This is a genomic window from Pseudoalteromonas sp. NCIMB 1079 (genome assembly GCF_040567695.1).
GTDB classification, from domain to species: Bacteria; Pseudomonadota; Gammaproteobacteria; order Enterobacterales; family Alteromonadaceae; genus Pseudoalteromonas; species Pseudoalteromonas distincta.
Genome location: NZ_JBEWZA010000001.1, coordinates 3,019,654 through 3,039,277 on the forward strand (window position 1 = coordinate 3,019,654; position 19,624 = coordinate 3,039,277).

The 19,624-nt window shown below is 38.8% G+C and carries 17 protein-coding genes and 2 pseudogenes; 13 read left to right on the forward strand and 6 right to left on the reverse strand.

Going from position 1 to position 19,624, the window contains the following annotated elements; translation table 11 throughout:
* Nucleotides 1–190 precede the first annotated feature (190 nt).
* Nucleotides 191–1,801, forward strand: a complete 1,611-nt coding sequence (gene nadB / locus ABX891_RS14025; protein ID WP_024598757.1) for an L-aspartate oxidase — start codon at nucleotides 191–193, stop codon at nucleotides 1,799–1,801.
* Here nadB and ABX891_RS14030 read toward each other — a convergent pair.
* A complete protein-coding gene (locus tag ABX891_RS14030; protein WP_354629747.1) occupies nucleotides 1,776–2,132 on the reverse strand; it encodes a hypothetical protein in 357 nt (118 codons plus the stop codon). The two genes, nadB and ABX891_RS14030, sit on opposite strands and share 26 nt — an antisense overlap.
* A 55-nt stretch (nucleotides 2,133–2,187) precedes the next feature.
* Nucleotides 2,188–2,439 (reverse strand): FAD assembly factor SdhE, encoded by a 252-nt coding sequence (locus tag ABX891_RS14035; protein WP_024598759.1) that lies wholly within the window; start codon nucleotides 2,437–2,439, stop codon nucleotides 2,188–2,190.
* Between the two features lie 164 nt (nucleotides 2,440–2,603).
* Between ABX891_RS14035 and ygfZ the strand changes: the two genes are divergently transcribed.
* Together ygfZ and ABX891_RS14045 are read left to right on the forward strand one after the other, a co-directional pair.
* On the forward strand, nucleotides 2,604–3,515 hold the full coding sequence (gene ygfZ / locus ABX891_RS14040) for a CAF17-like 4Fe-4S cluster assembly/insertion protein YgfZ (protein WP_354629748.1): 912 nt from the start codon (nucleotides 2,604–2,606) through the stop codon (nucleotides 3,513–3,515).
* 12 nt (nucleotides 3,516–3,527) lie between these two features.
* The gene (locus ABX891_RS14045) at nucleotides 3,528–4,019 is read left to right on the forward strand and encodes an FKBP-type peptidyl-prolyl cis-trans isomerase (RefSeq protein ID WP_354629749.1); all 492 of its coding nucleotides are present in this window, start codon (nucleotides 3,528–3,530) and stop codon (nucleotides 4,017–4,019) included.
* A 43-nt stretch (nucleotides 4,020–4,062) separates the two neighbouring features.
* Here ABX891_RS14045 and ABX891_RS14050 read toward each other — a convergent pair whose 3' ends face one another.
* The 3 genes from ABX891_RS14050 to ABX891_RS14060 are packed head-to-tail and all read right to left on the reverse strand — an operon-like array spanning nucleotide 4,063 to nucleotide 5,746.
* Entirely contained in the window at nucleotides 4,063–4,545 is a 483-nt protein-coding gene (locus tag ABX891_RS14050) for a hypothetical protein (protein WP_354629750.1), read from the reverse strand.
* A 25-nt stretch (nucleotides 4,546–4,570) separates the two neighbouring features.
* Nucleotides 4,571–5,383, reverse strand: a complete 813-nt coding sequence (locus ABX891_RS14055; RefSeq protein WP_354629751.1) for a DUF481 domain-containing protein — start codon at nucleotides 5,381–5,383, stop codon at nucleotides 4,571–4,573.
* Nucleotides 5,384–5,425: 42 nt separating this feature from the next.
* The gene (locus ABX891_RS14060; RefSeq protein WP_002958729.1) at nucleotides 5,426–5,746 is read right to left on the reverse strand and encodes an HI1450 family dsDNA-mimic protein; all 321 of its coding nucleotides are present in this window, start codon (nucleotides 5,744–5,746) and stop codon (nucleotides 5,426–5,428) included.
* A gap of 367 nt (nucleotides 5,747–6,113) precedes the next feature.
* On the opposite strand from ABX891_RS14060, the gene ABX891_RS14065 reads away from it, so the two are divergent.
* From ABX891_RS14065 to ABX891_RS14105, 9 genes and pseudogenes are all read left to right on the forward strand, one after another.
* Nucleotides 6,114–6,905 (forward strand): crotonase/enoyl-CoA hydratase family protein, encoded by a 792-nt coding sequence (locus ABX891_RS14065; RefSeq protein WP_354629752.1) that lies wholly within the window; start codon nucleotides 6,114–6,116, stop codon nucleotides 6,903–6,905.
* 71 nt (nucleotides 6,906–6,976) lie between these two features.
* Nucleotides 6,977–7,330, forward strand: a complete 354-nt coding sequence (locus tag ABX891_RS14070) for a CidA/LrgA family protein (protein WP_002958731.1) — start codon at nucleotides 6,977–6,979, stop codon at nucleotides 7,328–7,330.
* Entirely contained in the window at nucleotides 7,323–8,066 is a 744-nt protein-coding gene (locus tag ABX891_RS14075; RefSeq protein WP_278381385.1) for an LrgB family protein, read from the forward strand. Before ABX891_RS14070 ends, ABX891_RS14075 begins: the two co-directional genes overlap by 8 nt.
* A 38-nt stretch (nucleotides 8,067–8,104) precedes the next feature.
* Nucleotides 8,105–8,941, forward strand: a complete 837-nt coding sequence (locus tag ABX891_RS14080; RefSeq protein WP_002958733.1) for a mechanosensitive ion channel family protein — start codon at nucleotides 8,105–8,107, stop codon at nucleotides 8,939–8,941.
* 168 nt (nucleotides 8,942–9,109) lie between these two features.
* A pseudogene (locus ABX891_RS14085) lies at nucleotides 9,110–12,363 on the forward strand (nSTAND1 domain-containing NTPase).
* A 20-nt stretch (nucleotides 12,364–12,383) separates the two neighbouring features.
* Entirely contained in the window at nucleotides 12,384–12,764 is a 381-nt protein-coding gene (locus ABX891_RS14090; protein WP_354629753.1) for a DP-EP family protein, read from the forward strand.
* A 184-nt stretch (nucleotides 12,765–12,948) separates the two neighbouring features.
* Entirely contained in the window at nucleotides 12,949–13,521 is a 573-nt protein-coding gene (locus ABX891_RS14095) for a PAS domain-containing protein (protein ID WP_354629754.1), read from the forward strand.
* A gap of 71 nt (nucleotides 13,522–13,592) precedes the next feature.
* The gene (locus ABX891_RS14100; RefSeq protein WP_354629755.1) at nucleotides 13,593–14,561 is read left to right on the forward strand and encodes an IS30 family transposase; all 969 of its coding nucleotides are present in this window, start codon (nucleotides 13,593–13,595) and stop codon (nucleotides 14,559–14,561) included.
* Nucleotides 14,562–14,595: 34 nt separating this feature from the next.
* A pseudogene (locus tag ABX891_RS14105) lies at nucleotides 14,596–15,036 on the forward strand (GGDEF domain-containing protein); the annotation flags it as partial.
* An 80-nt stretch (nucleotides 15,037–15,116) separates the two neighbouring features.
* On the opposite strand, the gene ABX891_RS14110 reads toward ABX891_RS14105, so the two are convergent.
* Nucleotides 15,117–15,599, reverse strand: a complete 483-nt coding sequence (locus tag ABX891_RS14110) for a winged helix-turn-helix transcriptional regulator (protein ID WP_024596882.1) — start codon at nucleotides 15,597–15,599, stop codon at nucleotides 15,117–15,119.
* 168 nt (nucleotides 15,600–15,767) lie between these two features.
* On the opposite strand from ABX891_RS14110, the gene putA reads away from it, so the two are divergent.
* The gene (gene putA / locus ABX891_RS14115; protein ID WP_354629756.1) at nucleotides 15,768–19,571 is read left to right on the forward strand and encodes a bifunctional proline dehydrogenase/L-glutamate gamma-semialdehyde dehydrogenase PutA; all 3,804 of its coding nucleotides are present in this window, start codon (nucleotides 15,768–15,770) and stop codon (nucleotides 19,569–19,571) included.
* The last annotated feature ends 53 nt before the right edge of the window (nucleotides 19,572–19,624 follow it).

Below are 19,624 nucleotides of genomic sequence, written 5' to 3' on the forward strand. Positions count from 1 at the left end.
TCACAAATACTCTGACCTCTTTATGAATAAAAAGTTCTGCTTAATATTATTTTTTTATAAAATAGATGATAAATAACGGCGCTAAGCCTTTAAAATCACTACGTAGTAGTATGACAAATATGGTACAACTACAGATATTAAAAACAAATATTGCTCTATATGAGCATTGTAACCGCAAAGTACCTCTGACATGAACCAAAATAAACATCACATTGCAGATGTCGCTATTATAGGTAGCGGCGCAGCAGGCTTATCACTTGCATTATCTCTCGCTAATTATTGTAACGTTACCGTGATCAGTAAAGGAGCGCTTACAGAAGGTTCTACTTTATATGCTCAAGGTGGTATAGCAGCTGTATTTGATAAACAAAACGACAGCATAGAATCTCATGTTGAAGATACACTCGATGCGGGCGGCGGTTTATGTGACAGAGACGCTGTTCATTATACTGCCAGCAACGCCCACGATTGCCTACAGTGGTTAATCGACCAAGGTGTTCCCTTTGATATGGAGTTTGATAGCAAAGGAAAAGAGCGTTTTCATTTAACACGTGAAGGCGGTCACAGCCATCGTCGTATTTTGCATGCAGCCGATGCTACTGGTAAAGCGGTGCAAACCACACTTATTAGCCAAGTTAAAATTCATAAGAACATAACGCTCCTAGAACAATACAACGCCATTGATTTAATTACAGATAAAAGCGCCGGAAAAACAGGCTCACATATTGAAGGTATGTATGTGTGGAACAAAAAAGCTAAAAAGGTAGAAACCATTTCAGCTAAATTTGTTGCCCTTGCCACTGGTGGCGCAAGCAAAGTGTATTTGTATACATCTAACCCGGATGTATCAAGTGGTGATGGCATTGCAATGGCATGGCGCGCTGGCTGTAAAGTTGCCAATATGGAGTTTAATCAATTTCATCCAACAAGCCTTTATCATCCAGAGCTACAAAACTTTTTAATTACAGAAGCTATGCGCGGTGAAGGGGCTTATTTAAAACGACCTGATGGTACTCGTTTTATGAAAGACTTTGACAGCCGTGAAGAACTCGCTCCACGCGATATAGTGGCACGCGCAATCGATTTTGAAATGAAGCGTTTAGGTGCTAATTGTGTTTATTTAGATATTAGCCACAAAGATAAAGACTTTATTATTGAGCACTTTCCTACTATTTACGCAAAATGCCTAAGTGTAGGGCTTGATATAACAAAAGAAGCAATCCCAGTTGTACCTGCTGCACATTACACTTGTGGTGGCGTAATGACCGACTTTAACGGTAAAACAGATCTCGATAACTTATATGCAGTTGGCGAAGTCGCTTACACAGGCCTACATGGTGCAAACCGTATGGCAAGTAATTCTCTATTAGAATGTATTGTGTTTGCCCACGCCGCAGCTAAAGATATTTTAAGTAAAATTGAACAAGCACCAGAGCCAATGGCTCTACCTCATTGGGATGAAAGCCGTGTTAGTAACTCTGATGAAGAAATAGTTATTACCCATAACTGGCATGAACTACGTTTATTTATGTGGGACTATGTAGGTATTGTACGCTCTACTAAACGCTTAGAACGTGCACTGCATAGAGTTGAGTTACTACAGCAAGAAATACACGATTATTATGCAAACTTTAGAGTAAGTAATAACTTGCTTGAGCTTCGTAACTTAGTACAAGTGTCAGAACTCATTATCAGAAGTGCAATGGAGCGAAAAGAAAGCAGAGGCCTACATTATACTATTGATTACCCAGAACAAAATGAAAACCCAACACCGACTATTTTGACTCCTCAGCGCAACTAATCGCGCTTAAAGTAGCACGTTTTAAACGCGCATAGCTTTGTTTGTTAACACCATTGGCTGAAATTATTAGCCAATGGTTGTCACTAAAACCCTTAATATGCAGCCAAATGCTATTGCCATAAAAGCGGCTTTTTTTACTAATTTCACCCTGGATTTTTAAGCTCCCGCCCTCAAACCTAAATAGCTTAGACTCTAATATTATAACGCCATCGGTTGGATGAATCGCTAACACTTTTTGCCAAACTACAAAACCAGCGGTCACATTCATTACTAAGCAAAAAATAATGGCTAATACTGAACTTAAAAATAGGCATAATATTAAACCGAGCATACAAAAAAAGACCACAATAGGTTTGTGGTCAGCTTTATTATTTGTAACCGTAAACCTATACACGAACTCGGTCTAAGATAAGCTGAACCATGCTATTTAGTTGCTCATCTTTACACTCTTGATGGCCCATAAACCATGCAAATAAATCAGGATCTTCTTCTGTGAGCAAACGCTGAAAGATAGCTTGCTGCTCTGCGTTTAAAGAGTCGTATGCTTCTTCTACAAACGGCATAAACAAAACATCTAGCTCTAACATGCCACGACGACAGGCCCAACGAATACGTGCTTTACTATGAATTTCAACCATTTTAAACCTCATACTTAATTGACTTAAGTTTAACAAACACAAGCCTATTTAGCAGCTATTAATCTCTTATTAAACAATAAACCCGCACCAATAAGCGCTTGCCTGTACCATACGTAACAACTGCGTTATTATGTCACTTCATTTCTATTGCAAAGAAGGTTTTTATGTCGAGCGTTTATGCATGTCCGTTATCTCATCAACTTATTAGCCTCTCAGGCGCTGATAAATTATCTTATTTACACGGGCAAATCACTCAAGATCTAAATAAATTAACCAGCAGTAATTATTTGTGGGCTGGCCATTGCAGCGCTAAAGGTAAACTTTGGGGCGTATTTAAATTATTTTCTTATCAAGACAGCTACTACCTTACAGGCAGCGAAAATGAAGTAGAAAAATCGTTAGCTGAGCTAAAAAAGTATGCCGTATTTGCAAAAGTTGACATTAGTGCATGCACAAAGCGATTAATTGGTCTCATTGGTGATGATTTATCGGATGTACTCGCACAACTTGATATTAACTTTGAAGGTGATGCGAGCGCGTGTGACTTTGAAACCGGGAAAGCACTAAAATTAGCTGATAACCGTGTTTTATTAATGGTTGATAGTCAGTTTAGTATGCCTGATGACGTATCTACACTTGATAACGAAGCTCCTTGGCAACAAGCATCTATGCTTGCAGGTGAACCTCAGTTAAGTGCAGATGCAATTGGCGAGTATGTTCCTCAAATGGTAAACCTACATGCTATTGGCGGTATAAGCTTTAAAAAAGGGTGTTATACCGGTCAAGAAACTGTGGCTCGCATGAAGTACCTAGGTAAAAATAAGCGTGCAATGTATATAGTCTCAGGTCAAAGCGAAGGGATACTTTCAGAGCCTGATTTGGAAACCCAATTAGGCGAAAACTGGCGCCGTGCGGGTAAACTTATTGCACAAAGCTTTAATGAACAAACAAAAAAATTAACCGGCCTTGTTGTGTTGCCAAACGATACTGATGTAACTCAGGTACTTCGTGTAAAACACACACCTCAGGTGGAGCTAAGCATTCTGCCTCTACCCTACTCTTTTGAAGATGAATAAATAGGAATGACTATGATCGTTGCGGCAAACAAAGTGGTAAAAATGCATTATTCGGTAATGGATAATGATGGCAATAGCATTGATAATTCGTTCGGTGGTGAGCCACTACACTTTATCATTGGCACAGGCTACTTAATTTCAGGCCTAGAAAATGCTTTGCAAGGCAAACAACCAGGCGACACACTTAGCGTAAAAGTTGAACCTGATGAAGGTTATGGCGAACGCCACGATAACCTAATGCAAGCTGTACCTAAGTCGATGTTTGAAGGTATGGAAATTGAAGTCGGCATGCAATTTCGTGCATCAACAGACGATGGTGACCAATCAGTAATGATCATCGATATCCAAGATGAAGAAGTTATTGTAGATGGTAATAACCCACTTGCAGGCATAACACTTAACTTTGATGTGGAAATACTAGAAGTACGTGATGCAACCGAAGAAGAACTTACTCATGGTCATGTACATGTACATGGTGAAGGTGGGTGTGGTCACGACCACTAATACACTGTTATACCAATTAAAAAAAGCGCCTAAGGCGCTTTTTTTATATCATATTGTTGCGCTTAACTGTTTCAGTTTTTGCCTTACTAGGCAGCGCGATTGATACATTCTTTTCTTTTAAAGCGGCTAGTAAACCTTTTTGATCGTTTGTGCCAACTCGATACAAAGTGCCATCTTTAAGCGTTAACTGTATTGCACTAAAGCCAGATACTGTATACACCCAACCATCATGAGTAATTCGCATACCAATACCGTGCCTGTAAGAGTTTTGAACTGCTTTTGCTTCTGCGACTTCGCTAAGCTCAATACTTTGCCCAGCAACACCTGGACCAAACGCCCAGCTAATATTCTTATCATCTACTTTTACTGTTAGGCCATGGAACAAAAAGCCCACCAGCACTAAAATCCCAGTAAATATTATTAAAGGTCCATCAGCGCCTAACAAGTTCCACGCAAGCGCCACAAAACCGCCAATCCACGCTAATACAAAAAAGATAAACACCGCATACTGTTTATGCTGATACATAATATTCTCTAAATTAAATAAATACTTAAAAGCTGTATACCAATGTAGCACTCAGCTCTGAGTCAAACTTGAGTTTATCATCTTCGGGTTTTGAATTATAACGATACATGTAGGTAAATTTGAGTGATACCGCGCCAATCACTTGGCTTATCAGTGCGGTTTCCGATTTTAAGCGAGAATTAAGACCTGAAAGCGACTGCTCTATACTCACATCTTGATTAAAACGAGTACGCTTAGAAACTAAACGTTCCCACTGCATTGCAACACGTACTAAATAACCGGTTTTATCAATTTCATCTTCGCTCACATCCGAATCCTCATCGGCGACTGAACGGTATAAACCAGGTCCTATATCAATATCTACTTTGTTTTTAGAGCCTTGATATACACGCGCACCATAGCCTGTCGCCACCGTGCTTTTAAAATCAAGTCCACTAAACTCATCTTCTTCGTAATCACCGTAAATAAAAAATGAGGAGTTTTTAACACCTAATTTATAGTTACCTTGCGCTGATACAAAAATACGATTAGCTGTAACATCAGTGCCACCGCTTTCATCGTTCTCATCACGCTTATAAAGAGAGTCTATTTTGAATTGGTTACGCCACTTTTCAAAATCTTGGTATAAATTACCTTTGAGCTTAAAACTGGTCGAATTGGTGTTACCTTTACTTAGAATAAAACCAAATTCAGTATCACCGTAAAGCATATCACCTTTGTGTAACTCATGAATTTCTTCATCAGAGAGCTTGCCATATTCATGAAAATCTTCAAATGGATCAACAGCCCAACTTGGGCAGCTAATTATTAAAAAAATTAAAAATAAATACTTACGCACAACACTCTCTCTGCACACAATTATAAAAATAAGCGGTATTGCTTATTCACTCTCTTTCCATAAAATATGACAAAACGGAGCATCTTTATCACGACTAATCAAAATTTTAGCAAACAAAACATCATCATTTTCAAATTCTAAACCAACTAGCACCTGAATAAAGTGCTCTGGCTCTATCTCAAGGGCAACAAAATCTTGCCACTGATCGTCTGGCTCGTCTTCTTCAATAAAGCCTAGGTCTTCTCTAAACTCATTAAAGTCTTCAACATCTTTATCACTCAAGTTATTTGGCGCTAGCTCTAAAAAAATATCATAAGCTTGGTGAGTAGCTTCTTCTACCGTATATAAACGTGGACCCGACATATGTGCTTAACCTTAAGCTTTTAAGTTGCGCTATATTATCAAATTTCATCATCACTTTGATAAAAAAAAGCGTAAAACACTGACTTTTTTGTAACTGAGTCATGCTTTATTCAGCATACAACTCAAACAATAAATAACAATTTAACTAACCCATTGAATATCAAGATTACTTTTTTAATTTAAGCTTAAAATAACAACGTAAAAAATTTTATTATCTCAAGTTCTAATTGTTTAGCTTTTTCTCATCTAAATCTAACCCTTTAAGACTACAGCTTTAGCAATAAATTCCATTTATTTAAAAAATACCGTCACTTTACTTAATTCTTATAACAACATAAGCTCAACTAACAGGTCAGAGGAGTGTGTAATGATAAAACTAAAAAAACAAAATGGCATTGCAACAGTAACGCTTAGCAGAGCAAAAAAACAAAACGCATTAAGCTTTGAAATGTTTGTAGAGCTAAACAAAGCCATTAAAAACATAAAAAGAGATCGCAGTATTCGTGCTGTAGTAATAAAAGGCGATGGCGAGCATTTTTGTGCAGGGCTTGATATATCAGCCGTAATGGCGGCACCATTGAATATTATAAAATTATTGCTTAAATGGTTACCTGGCAATCAAAATTTAGCGCAAAAAGTAGTATTAGGCTGGCAATCACTCAGCGTGCCCGTTATTGCACAAATTGATGGCAACTGCTTAGGGGGTGGATTACAAATAGCGCTGGGTGCCGATTACAGGATTGTCCATGTTGATGCCAAGCTTGCCATTATGGAAGCGCGTTGGGGGTTGTGCCCCGATATGGGCGCCAATGTAATGATGAGCGGTTTAGTTAAGCGTGACCAAGCCCTTTGGCTTGCAAGCCACGCAAAACCAATCACAGCACAACAAGCAAATGAGCTAGGTTTAGTTACTCAGCTTACCGATGATACTCAACAAGCCACTCAAAACATGCTCAGTACATTACTTGAGCGCTCACCCGATACGCTTGCTGCTATTAAACGTGTTACACAACTTAGCTATAAACCAAACCAACGAAAAATACTCGCTAAAGAAACTTTCAGCCAAATTCGCTTACTGCTAAACCCAAACACTAAAAAAGCAATTGCTAAAGCAAAAGGAAAAGCGGATATAACCTACGCAAATACAAAGCAATGGTAGACTATTGCACAATGCATAAAAGAGTTTGATTTGTTAAAGTTAAGCTCTTATCTTTTCTGTGAGCCACTTTGATGAAATATCTGCTCAGTAGCGCTATTATTTTACTATGTTTAGCCTGCGCTAAACTCATTATGCACTTTATTGGTGGAAGCTTTCCTGCACCGTTACTCGCTATGGTTATTTTATTAGTTTTACTCTTATCGGGTATTGTAAAAGAGCAACATATAAAACCATGCGCCTCCCCTATTTTAAATATTATGCCTATCTTTTTCATTCCAGCGGGTGTGGGATTTATTGAGCATCTCGGCCTTATAAAATCGCACTGGGCATTTTTAGCATCAGTTGTGGTGCTTGTCCCTATAACTACTTTATTGCTTGTTAGCAGTGTAATTGCGTACTTTAAGGGAAGAGAAAATAATGACTAATTTTACTTTTTCCGCTATTTCAGAGCTACAGCCTAATTTATGGTGGCTAAGTATTCCTTTTATTATTGTATTATTTTTAGCACTAAGGGCCGTAAACCAAAGTATAAAAAACAGCGTATTTAAATCGCTCACCAACCCCGTATTTTTAAGTATTAGTATTATTGCTTTATTACTCGTTAATCTAAACTTGCCTTATACGCAATTTGCCACGCACAGCAAATTACTAAGCTGGTTATTAGAGCCCGCGATTGTAGCTTTAGCGCTTCCTTTATATCAGCAGTTTACACACGTACGAAAAAATCTATTACTCATAGTCGCAACATGTAGCTTAGGTATTGTTAACGCAACCGTTGTGGCATTTTTGCTAAGCATATTATTTAATTCGCCAGCGCAGCTAAGTGCATCTGTTGCCGCACTCAGTGTGACGACCCCAATATCTTTAATTGTTACCGACTCGTTAGGAGGGATTAGCTCACTTGCTGCGGCTTTAGTTATTTTTATTGGTTTACTAGGCGCTTTATTTGGTTTTATGCTTTTTAAACTCATTAATATTTTTAATCACGAATCTCAAGGAGTTGCCATGGGCACAGCTTGCCATGCAATTGGGACCGCTGCTGCTATTGCTGAGCATCCAAAAGTAGGCGCTTACTCATCAGTTGCAATGGCACTAAGTGCTTTATTAACAGCGATTATAGTGCCGCTGTTATATCCATTTTTAGTCAACATTTTGCTATAGTTGGAAAAATACAACATAGCCCTAACATAGAGCGCTTTATGATCAGTTCTGAAATCGAACAGTTTGAAAAATATTACACCATGCTTACTGAGTATATGGTTACCTACAGTATGCAAATTGTTGGCGCTATTTTTATCGTCCTCATTGGTTTGTGGATAGCACAAAAGCTTGCCAAATTTGTAGCCGCGTTAATGACCCGTCATAACGTTGATATTACGCTCACAAACTTTGTCAGTAGCGTGGTAAAAGTACTGCTCATTGTAATGGTTATAATTATTGCACTTGGCAAAATAGGTATTAGCGTTACGCCATTTGTAGCAGCCATTGGTGCTGCGTCTTTAGGTGCAGGTTTAGCACTACAAGGAATGCTTTCTAATTATGGTGCAGGCCTTGCCATTATAGCCACGCGACCTTTTGTTGTTGGTGATACTATTGAAGTTAAAAATGTAAGCGGCCAAGTTAAAACAATTGAGCTTGGCTACACTATTTTAATCAATGAAGAAAAAGTAGAAATCACCATTCCAAATAAGCACATAGTGGGTGAAATACTTCATAACTCATTTAGTTACTCATTGGTCAAAGGTGAAATAGATATAGCTTATAGTGCATGCTCTGATAACGCGATTAGCCTCATTGAAGACGTACTTAAAGCACATGAATTAGTCGCACAAAATCCGTTATCACAAGTGGGTATTGAACGCTTCGCCGATAGCGGTGTTACAATAAGCTACCGATATTGGGTGCCTACTACTAAAATTATCGAAACCAAACTGGCTATTAACGGTGGTGTTTATAAAGCAATTAATAACGCTGATATTGAAATTCCATTCCCTCAACGCGTCATTACAATTAACAAAGCAGACCTAGAAAGCTAATTTATTTTTATTTTGAGCTTGCATATCTGCAAGCTCATCCTTTACTACCCCCCTCTGCTCAGAATAAACTCAAATAGTTGTGTTATAGATTTATTTGCCATATAAATAGTGTTAATAAATATCAATACGCACTTAATTTTTAATAATAAAAAACAATAATGAGTAATGATGATGCGCAACCCCTTCTACCTAGGCGATTGGCAAGTAACACCCTCAACTAACTCAATTCAACTCACTGGTAAAGCCAAACAGTTAGAGCCCAAAGCGATGGAAGTTTTATTGCATTTGTGTCAACAAAATGGCGACATTGTAAGCAGCGATGAATTGCTCAATAAATGCTGGAAAAATACTGATATTGGCGATAATCCATTACATAAAACTATCACTCAGCTAAGAAAAGCGCTCGGTGATAAAGCCAATGAACCACATTATATTGAAACTATCCGTAAACGTGGCTACCGCATTATTGCAAAATTATCTTTTCCGTTAGCAGATCCTATCCCAAGCACTAAAAGTACATGGCAGGGAGGATCCCCTTTCTTAGGCCTGCGTGCATATAACCCAAATGATACCCACGTTTTTTTTGGCCGTACCCAATCTATAGCTACCCTGCTGGAAAGGATATCTAGCCAGGTAAATTACGGTCGTGCTTTTTGCTTAATACTTGGCCCTAGTGGTACAGGTAAATCCTCGCTTGTTAATGCTGGAATTTTACCAAAACTGCTAGATGAGCGAGGCTATAATAGCATCGGGGTTATTTCCTACACCCAGATCGACTTTGCAGATGTGCATAAAAATAGACTTTTTCTAGACTTAGCTTCTGCATTACTTGATTGGGATATAAACGCCCAGCCTGTGTTTGAAGGATTAAGCGCGCAAACACTTGCAGAGCAACTAGAATTGGCAATAGATGGCGTAATTAACGCCATACAAGCTGCACTTAGTAAAGCCTCTACACAACTTAAAACACCCCAGTTATTTTTATTTATTGACCGCTTAGAAGTACTGCTTTCTTCTCCTATATTTAGTAGCGAAACACGCAGCCATTTTTTATCGGTTATTGAACGCTTAGCAATCTCTAAAGCTGTGATTGTATTTAGTGCGTGTCGTAACGACTTTTACCCTTTAGTGGTTGAACAACCAAGTTTAATGGCAGGCAAAGCTCATGGCGCGCACTACGATTTAACACCGCCAAACCGCCAAGAACTCCAACAAATTATTCGCCTGCCAGCGTTAACCGCTAATTTAACGTTCTCCAATGACCCACAAACTCAAACACCACTGGATGAAATATTGTGCGCCGATACCGCCAATAACCCCGATGCATTGCCCATGCTGCAATACACATTGCAAGAGCTGTACTTACAGCGCAGTGATAATAACGAGCTACTGCACAGTGTTTACAAAAAACTCGGGGGTATTGAGGGTGCCATAGGCAAAAAAGCAGAAGATATATTTATTGACCTTAGTAATGAGCAACAGCAGCAACTAAAAAGCGTATTATCACAACTGATCACTTTAAACCCAGATGGTAAAACCATTACGAGCCGCGCTGCCCGCTGGCAAACATTAACAAACACAAGCCAAAAAGAGCTTGTGCAAGCCATGGTCGATAGCCGTTTATTTGTATCGCATTTACAAAACCAAGAAGCCTGTTTTAGCCTTGCTCACGAGGCATTATTGCGTCAATGGCCGCGCGCAAAACAATGGATTAATGACCACAAAGATGCCTTAGCAATAAAAAGTCGTTTACAACATCAAGCACAAAATTGGGTAGATGAAGATAAAAGTAGTGCTTACCTCCTAGCGCCAGGTAAACCGCTACAAGAAGCGCAGCTATTACTTAACGACAAGCTGTTTAAATTAGATGATAACGAGCATGCTCTTATCAAAAGCTCTGTAAAAAAACAAAAACAAAAATAAGAGCAAAACGAGTGACCGTTGCTTTATTGTGCTTACTTACATTTACCGCGTTATTAATGAGCTTTACTAGTTTTAAAGCCCAACAGCATGCGCAAAAAAAACAGCTTGAGGCCGAAAGCTTACTAGGGTTTATGGTCGGCGACTTTGCCGATAAATTACGTAGCGTTGAACGTATGGACTTACTTGATGGTATTAGTAATAAAGCACTTGAGTATTTTACTGATCAAACTGACGATTCAAGTTCACTTTTTAGCTTTAGCGATAATAAAGCACAATTTAACAACCGTTTTCAGTACGCACAAACCCTCGAAGCAATGGGTGAAGTAGCTTATTCCCGAGGTAAAACCGATGAAGCCTTTACCGCCTTTGAAAACGCCCGCACCCGCCTTGAGGCATTATTAAAAATACAGCCTAACAACTTAGAGCTACTCACGCTTGCAGGTGCCAATGCCTTTTGGCTTGGTCAATTAGCTTATGATCAAAATGATCATCAAGCTACTGAGCAAATGTTTAAAAAATACCACGCTTACAGTAAAAAAATGTATGCGCTGGCGGCCAATGATTTTAACTCCATTATGGAATTATCGTATTCATCTAATTCTTTAGGTTCTTTATACATAGAAAAATCTAACTACAGCGCTGCAAAAAAGAACTTTACAGAGTCACTTTTACTTAAAAATAAAGCGCTTGAACTGAAACCTAATAACAAAGATTTACTTCGAGATAAATCCGATACGATTAGTTGGCTTGCAAAAACAGAAGAGAAACTAAGTAACTTTAAAGAAGCAGTTAATATATTAGAGGCTGCAGTTGAAGTAATCACAAAATTGATTGATAACTACCCTAGTGATGCAAGCCTTTTTTACACGTCAGCAAACCTATATATGCAACAAAGTTATTTACTGAGCTATTTGAGTGATAAACGGATGGCTCATAAAAAAGCCAGCTTGGCTAATCAAGTTATCAATGAAGCTTTAGTACAAGATCCAAAAAACAATAAATTTCAGCTTATGTATTATCGTTCTTTAGCACATTCACTAATGCTATCTACTGATGAAGCTACTGACTCAACAATTGAAAAAATAATTAATTTTTTAAAATCTCAAAATTTTAAAAATAACAGCACTATTAATACACAAATTACACTGATTCAATATTTTATAAATAGACAATTACCACTCAAAGCGCAGGAGTTGTTAACTGAGCTTGAGAATAATGAAAACTACACACATCAATTAGCCAACCTAACTAGAACTGGTGATTACTTAGTACATACGCGAATAAACTTAATCAAAGCAAACTTAGCTACAACTAATAAACAGCGAGAGCAATTTTGCTTAAGTGCTATCAAAGCAATTTCTGAAGCTGCAAAAATAAGTCAGAGCGTAAAAATAACATACCCACTAGTACAAGCTTATACCTGTTTAAACAGGGAAGACGAAATATCAGATATAAAAACAAGCCTAGTTAAATTAGGCATTACGAACTTCCAACTATAATTACTCATAAAGGAAATGATATGAATAACACCCTAGAAAATGTCGACTTTCAAGTAAATATTGAACTTAACAACGGTGAAGCTATTTTTAGCTATACAAAAAATGGCGAATCCGCTACTGGCGGTGGTGTTGTAAGAACTGAAACCGCTGGCAACTACAATTTAGACGACGCCACAATTCAAAATGGTTTCGTATTTACTGGCGCTACTATCACCGATAACGACACACAAAAACCATGCGCCCAAGACTTCAGCTATAAAGTAAGTGACAACGGCCACACAATTATCATTACCGACACAGATGAAAATGATGGCTCTGTATGCTTAATCTTTAACGTTGAGTGTAATGGCAATAAATATGAAAGCGCTGATCCTCAAGTTAAGAATGAAAAAGAACTCTAATTAGTAATGCTTATTTTTAAATTGCACAGGCATATTAATTGCGGTGTAATTTATTTAAAAACGCCCCTTAAATAAACTTAAATAACAACAACTTAAATCAGAAGGTTACCGAAAGGTTTAAAAACGATAAATTGAATAAACTGCTAGACATAAAGTTTCATTAACAATAAAAATGAGCAACACCATGTCTAACAATAATGAAAATAGCAAAGCAAACAACACCGACAGCGCTGTATCTGCATTAATCAGCAGCATTTCTAATACCGTTAACAATGAAAAAATAAGCGCAATTATTAATGTCACTAATGTCATGGCCGATGCTATTTTTATTGTTAATGCAGATGGGGTGTTTGAATCAGTAAATCCCGTAGCAGCACGTTTTTTCAATGTAACGTCTGATTCATTAATAGGTAAAAAATGGCAAGATTGTTTACAAGAACAGTATCGCGATGACTATAAATACATGTTTGAAAGTTGGAAAAACAACTATCAAACACCACTCAACCATGGCCCGAAAGAAGTTAAAATAAGAAAAAACAATGGTAACTGTTTAGATGTTGAGTTATCTATATCATGTTTACCCGAATCGGTAGTCGCAAGTACCCCACTTTTTATTTGTATAATGCATGATATTTCAAAGCACGTTAAAAAGTATAAAGTACTGGAAAACGTAGCCAAACTTGATCACCTCACTGGTATTGCTAATCGTTGTACTTTAGAAAAAACCATCACCTGGATTCAAATTGTAAGTGCATAACTTGTTTTGGGTAGATTAAGTGGTCAGTTGCTCATAAGCTAACTGCTTTTTCTCCGGCAAGAGATTTTACAATGAGACATTACAAACAACTGACCTATGCGCAAAGATGCCAGATCGCCGTTCTAAAGAAAAGTGGTTTTACGCAACAAAGTATTGCTGAGCTAACTAATTTATCGCAATCTACGATTTCAAGAGAGCTTTCTAGAAATACAGGTAAGCGAGGTTACAGACACAAACAAGCTCATGAGCGGGCTTTGTTTCGCCGAAGAAGTGTAAGAAAACCGCTTAAGATGACACCTGAAATGATGGCTTTAATTACCCAGAAGCTTAATGAGAAGTGGAGCCCTGAACAGATAACGGGATGGTTGCGTAAAGAAAGTGAACGGTCTGTCAGCCATGAATGCATTTATCTGTATATCTGGGAAGATAAAAAAGCAGGTGGTGAGTTATACCTACATCTGCGCCGACACGGTAAGAAATATCACAAGCGCAGTCATGGTAAAACAAACCGAGGGCAAATAAAAAATCGCGTTAGCATTGAAGAACGCCCACAAATAGTTGATGAGAAAGGTCGTATCGGAGATTGGGAAATAGATACCGTCATAGGTAAAGGTCATCGAGGTACCCTTGTTACCATTGTAGAGCGGGTCACCCAATTCACTGTATCAACGCAGGTGGCAGGCAAAACAGCACAAGCCGTCACTGCGGCGACGATAGAACTATTAAGGCCATATAGGTCAGCGCTTCATAGCATCACGGCTGACAATGGAAAAGAGTTCGCTTATCACGAGCAAATCACAGAGGCTTTATGTGTTCCTGTTTATTTTGCTCACCCTTATCACTCATGGGAGCGCGGATTGAATGAAAACACGAATGGATTACTACGCCAGTATTGGCCGAAGAGCACAGATTTTAAGGCGGTAACACCAGCGCAGGTTATACCAGTACTTGAGCAACTTAATAATCGTCCGAGGAAGACACTTGGATTTGAAACGCCTGCAAAATTGATGCAGGATCACTTGGCGGCTAAAGCCGCCTAAACGTTATGCACTTCAGATTTGAATCCGCGTCATTAAAAATTGGCAAGAATGCATAGTTAACAAGCAGCCTCTTAGTTTTATACTTATTGATATTGATTACTTTAAATTATTTAACGATAACTTTGGCCATGTAAAAGGTGATAAGTGCCTTCAAAAAGTCGCTCGTACAATTGAAGAGTGCTTACCATCTAAAGACAGTTTAGTAGCACGCTATGGTGGTGAGGAGTTTGCTGTTGTGCTGCCTCGTTCGCACATTTCAAATGCACAAATGATTGCTAAGCGTATTCAAGAAAAAATACTCAACATTAATTTTAGAGATCTCGGTTTACCAGCGAATGTAAAAATAAGTGTAAGTCAGGGTTTAGCATGTGAATACAATAATCAATACAGAACATCTGAGGCATTAATATGCGCGGCGGATACGGCCTTATACAGAGCGAAGTCGGAAGGTCGTAATAAATTATGTATAAGGTGATGTACTAACTATTTGGTATAGCATTTATCTACTAAAATAAAAAAACCGCAATTGCGGTTTTTTTATGACTTGAGAAAAGCTTAAATATCGATTAGCAATCCTTCGTCTTTTTTAATCTTTTCGATCACCATATAAGTATGATGAGTACCCACGCCGGGAATATCTACTAAGTCGCCAAGAACTTGTCTATATTCTTCCATATTAGAAACGCGAATTTTTAATAAGTAATCATAACCACCAGCAACCATGTCACATTCGACTACTTGTTCTATCCTTAATATGTGCTCTCTAAATACTTTAAATACAGCTGTATTTGAAGCAACAAGCGATACTTGAACATGCGCTACTAAGCTCTGATTAAGTTTAGCTTCGCTAAGCTTGGCATAATAGCCTTCAATATACCCTTCTTGCTCTAATCGTTTAACACGATCTAGGCACGGGCTGGCACTCAAATTAACCTGTTTTGCGAGGTTAACATTAGAAATTCTGCCGTTCTTTTGAAGAACGTCTAGTATGGCTAAATCAATACGATCTAGCATGCGTAATCTATTTGGAATTGTCATAACAGAATTTTATGCGGATAAGTTAAATTTATACCCTGTAAATTATCGTAAATCGCGAAATTTAACCAGCATATTCTGCTGAATTTTAATTAGAATGCACTCACAATATCACTGGTAATTTATTGGTAATTAATTTTACTTTAATTCTTAACATCCTGAGGGTTGCTTATGTTATTCAACGGCGATTTAACTACTACTTGTCCTATCAGACAAAGAATCCGTGACTTCTACCGCATAGATGAAAATGCAGTTATTGATCATATTTTACCGCTTGCAGAAGTAGGCGTAAAAGCACGAAGTCGTGCCTGGGAAAGAGCCCGCCAGATTGTTTTGAACATTCGTAAAGAGCAAGATGGGCAAGGCGGTGTTGATGCGCTTTTAAATGAATTTTCACTCTCTAGTGAAGAAGGCGTTGTATTAATGTGTTTGGCCGAAGCACTGCTTCGCGTACCAGATAAAGCAACTCAAGATGTACTTATTCGTGACAAGTTAGCCAAAGGTGATTGGAGCTCTCATTTAGGAAGCAGCGATTCTTTATTTGTAAACGCATCTTCTTGGGGATTATTAGTTACCGGTAAAATGGTTAACTACACAGACAAAACTAAAGAACAACAGTTCGGCATGCTTAAAAAGACCATTGGTCGTTTAGGTGAGCCAGTTATTCGTAAGTCTGTAAACTTTGCTATGAAAATTATGGGCAAGCAATTCGTAATGGGTCGTACCATTGACGAAGCAATTGAACGTGCTGCCGAAACAGAGCAAAAAGGCTATGTGTATTCTTACGATATGCTAGGCGAAGGCGCGCGCACAATGAAAGATGCGAAGCGTTACTTTGACAGCTACATGAACGCTATACACTCTATTGGTAAAGCGGCCAATGGTCGTGGTCCAATTAAGAGCCCTGGCATTTCAGTTAAGCTTTCTGCTATTCATCCACGTTATGAGTTCACTCATAAAGACCGTGTGATGGAAGAAATTGTACCAAAGTTAAAAGAGCTTGCGCTTGCCGCTAAGAAATACGATATCGGCTTTACTGTTGATGCTGAAGAAGCTGACCGTTTAGATATTTCTCTAGATGTAATTGAAGCAGTATTTAGTGATGAAGATCTTGGTGATTGGCAAGGATTTGGCTTAGCGGTTCAAGCGTATCAAAAACGCGCTATTTTTGTAATTGAATGGCTAACAGACCTTGCAACCCGTGTTGGTCGTAAGATGATGGTACGTTTAGTTAAAGGCGCATACTGGGATACAGAAATCAAAACCACACAACAAGATGGTTTAGAGCATTTCCCTGTATTTACTCGTAAAGCAACGACCGATGTTTCTTACAAAGCATGTGCAATTAAAATGCTTGAAGCGCGCGACGTGCTTTATCCGCAATTTGCTACACATAACGCTTACACTGCTGCGACTATTTTAGAAGTAGCGAAAGGCGACAACACAGGTTTTGAATTTCAACGTTTGCACGGTATGGGTGAATCATTATTCGACCAAATCGTTAACGAAGAAAAAATTCAATGTCGTGTATATGCACCCGTTGGTCAACACGAAGACCTACTTGCTTACCTTGTTCGTCGTTTGTTAGAAAATGGTGCTAACTCATCATTTGTAAACGCCATTGTGGATACAACAAAACCTGTTGAATCATTACTACCAGACCCTGTAGAAACACTGCAAGGCTTGCGTAATAAGTACAATACGCAAATCAGAATGCCGATTGATTTATACGGTGAAGAACGTGCTAATTCTAAAGGCATGGATTTAACCGATATTAACGTTATTACCCCTTTCAAAGAGAATCTTGAAACATGGTTTAACGAGCACTTAATTGAGCAAAGCCAAGTACCAGAAGGCTCATTGGCTGTTAAAAACCCAGCAAATCACAAAGAAATCATCGGCCACGTTAAATTGCAAACTGGCGAAGAGATGAAAGTATTACTGGCTAACGCTGAAGCTGCACTTGAATCATGGTCACAAACACCTGTAAAAGACCGTGCTAATCTACTGCGCCGCGTTGCTGATATTTTAGAGCGCCATCATGATGAACTAGTCGCTATCTGTATTAAAGAAGCGGGTAAAGTAGCGCAAGATGGTATTGATGAAGTACGTGAAGCGGTTGATTTTTGTCGTTACTACGCAGCGCGCGCTGAAGAGTTATCTAAAGATGAGCGTTTTGAAGCCCGTGGCGTTATTTTATGTATTAGCCCGTGGAACTTCCCGCTTGCAATATTCTTAGGTCAAGTTGCTGCTGCGATTGTTACAGGTAACACTGTAATTGCTAAGCCTGCTGAGCAAACAAGTTTAATCGCCCTTCGTGCTATTGAACTAATGCTGTCTGTTGGTTTACCTGAGCATGTTGTTCAACCGGTTATTGCTCGTGGTTCTGAAGTAGGTAAAACAATCGTTCCTGATGAGCGCATTCAAGCGGTTATGTTTACAGGTTCTACTGAAACAGGCACATTAATTTCTCAAACACTTGCTGCACGTAACGATATTCAAGTACCGTTAATTGCAGAAACAGGTGGCCAGAACTGTATGATTGTTGATTCAACGGCCCTTCCTGAGCAAGTAGTTGACGATGTGATCAGTTCTGGTTTTCAAAGTGCTGGCCAACGTTGTTCTGCCCTTCGTGTTTTATTCATTCAAGATGACGTAGCTGATGGCATTATTGAAATGCTTAAAGGTGCCTTAGCTGAGTTACACATTGGCGATCCATCGTTATTATCAACTGATGTTGGTCCTGTAATTGATGAAAAAGCACTTAAAAACTTAAATGAACACGTTGAGTACTTAAAAGGTAATTCTATACTTCATTACGAGTGTAAAATCCCTGATAACACTCAAAATGGCGCATACTTTTTTGCCCCTCGCTTGTACGAAATCGAAGACTTATCAGTACTTAAACGTGAAGTGTTTGGCCCATGTGTACATATTGTTCGCTTTAAATCGAATGAACTTGATGATGTGATGGATCAAATAAATAACACGGGCTATGGTCTGACAATGGGGGTTCATTCACGTATTGAAGAGCGTTGTGAGTACCTTGCTAAGATGTCACGTGCAGGTAATGTTTACATTAACCGCAACATGATTGGTGCAATTGTTGGTGTGCAACCGTTTGGTGGCCGTGGTTTATCAGGTACTGGCCCTAAAGCCGGTGGCCCTAACTACCTACAACGTTTAGTAAAAGAAAAAGCATCACCAGATAACGTACAAATGACTAACCTGACGCCAGATGAGCTTGATTTACACCACTACAGCGGTGCGAATGAGCAAGTTCAAAAGCTAATGACGAACTCAATGCGCGATGAAAAAATCTGGCGCGCAACACCACTAAACGACCGTGTTTCGGCTGTACGTCAGTTGCTTGCTAAAATTGCGACGGTAGAAATTATCGACGATTTAGCAGACGATTTAGCATTAACACTATCAGAAGCACGTGCACAGCTTAACCGCCTTGAAAAGCACATGCGTAAGTTTACTACCCTGCCTGGGCCAACGGGTGAGTCAAATACACTTCATCTAGAAGCACGTGGTTGCGTAGTGTGCTATGCAGATAAGAGTACATCATTTAACTTCTGGGCATTGTCTATCATTACTGCTATTGCCGCCGGTAATACGGTAATTACAGTAGCGTCTGAGCTGTTTTATGATGAAGCCGTTGCCTTTAAAGATAAATTTATCTCTACAGGTGTTGCTGAAGGTGTTTTCCAAGTAGCTAAACCTAACCAGCTACAAGCTATTTTGGCCCACCCTCATTTAGCCGGTGCGGTAGTTGCTGCTCGCTCGTCTCGCTTAGGCTACTTTAGCCAACAGCTTGCACAGCGTAAAGGCGCAATTTTACCAGTAATTAGCTCTGAGTATTACGATACACTGATTAAACGTCTTATTACTGAAAAAACAATCAGTATTGATACAACAGCATCGGGTGGTAACACATCACTAATGACGCTTGTTGAAGATGATGAATAATTAAGCTAATGTTTTTTTAAATAAAAAATAAAAAAGGCACTGAAAAGTGCCTT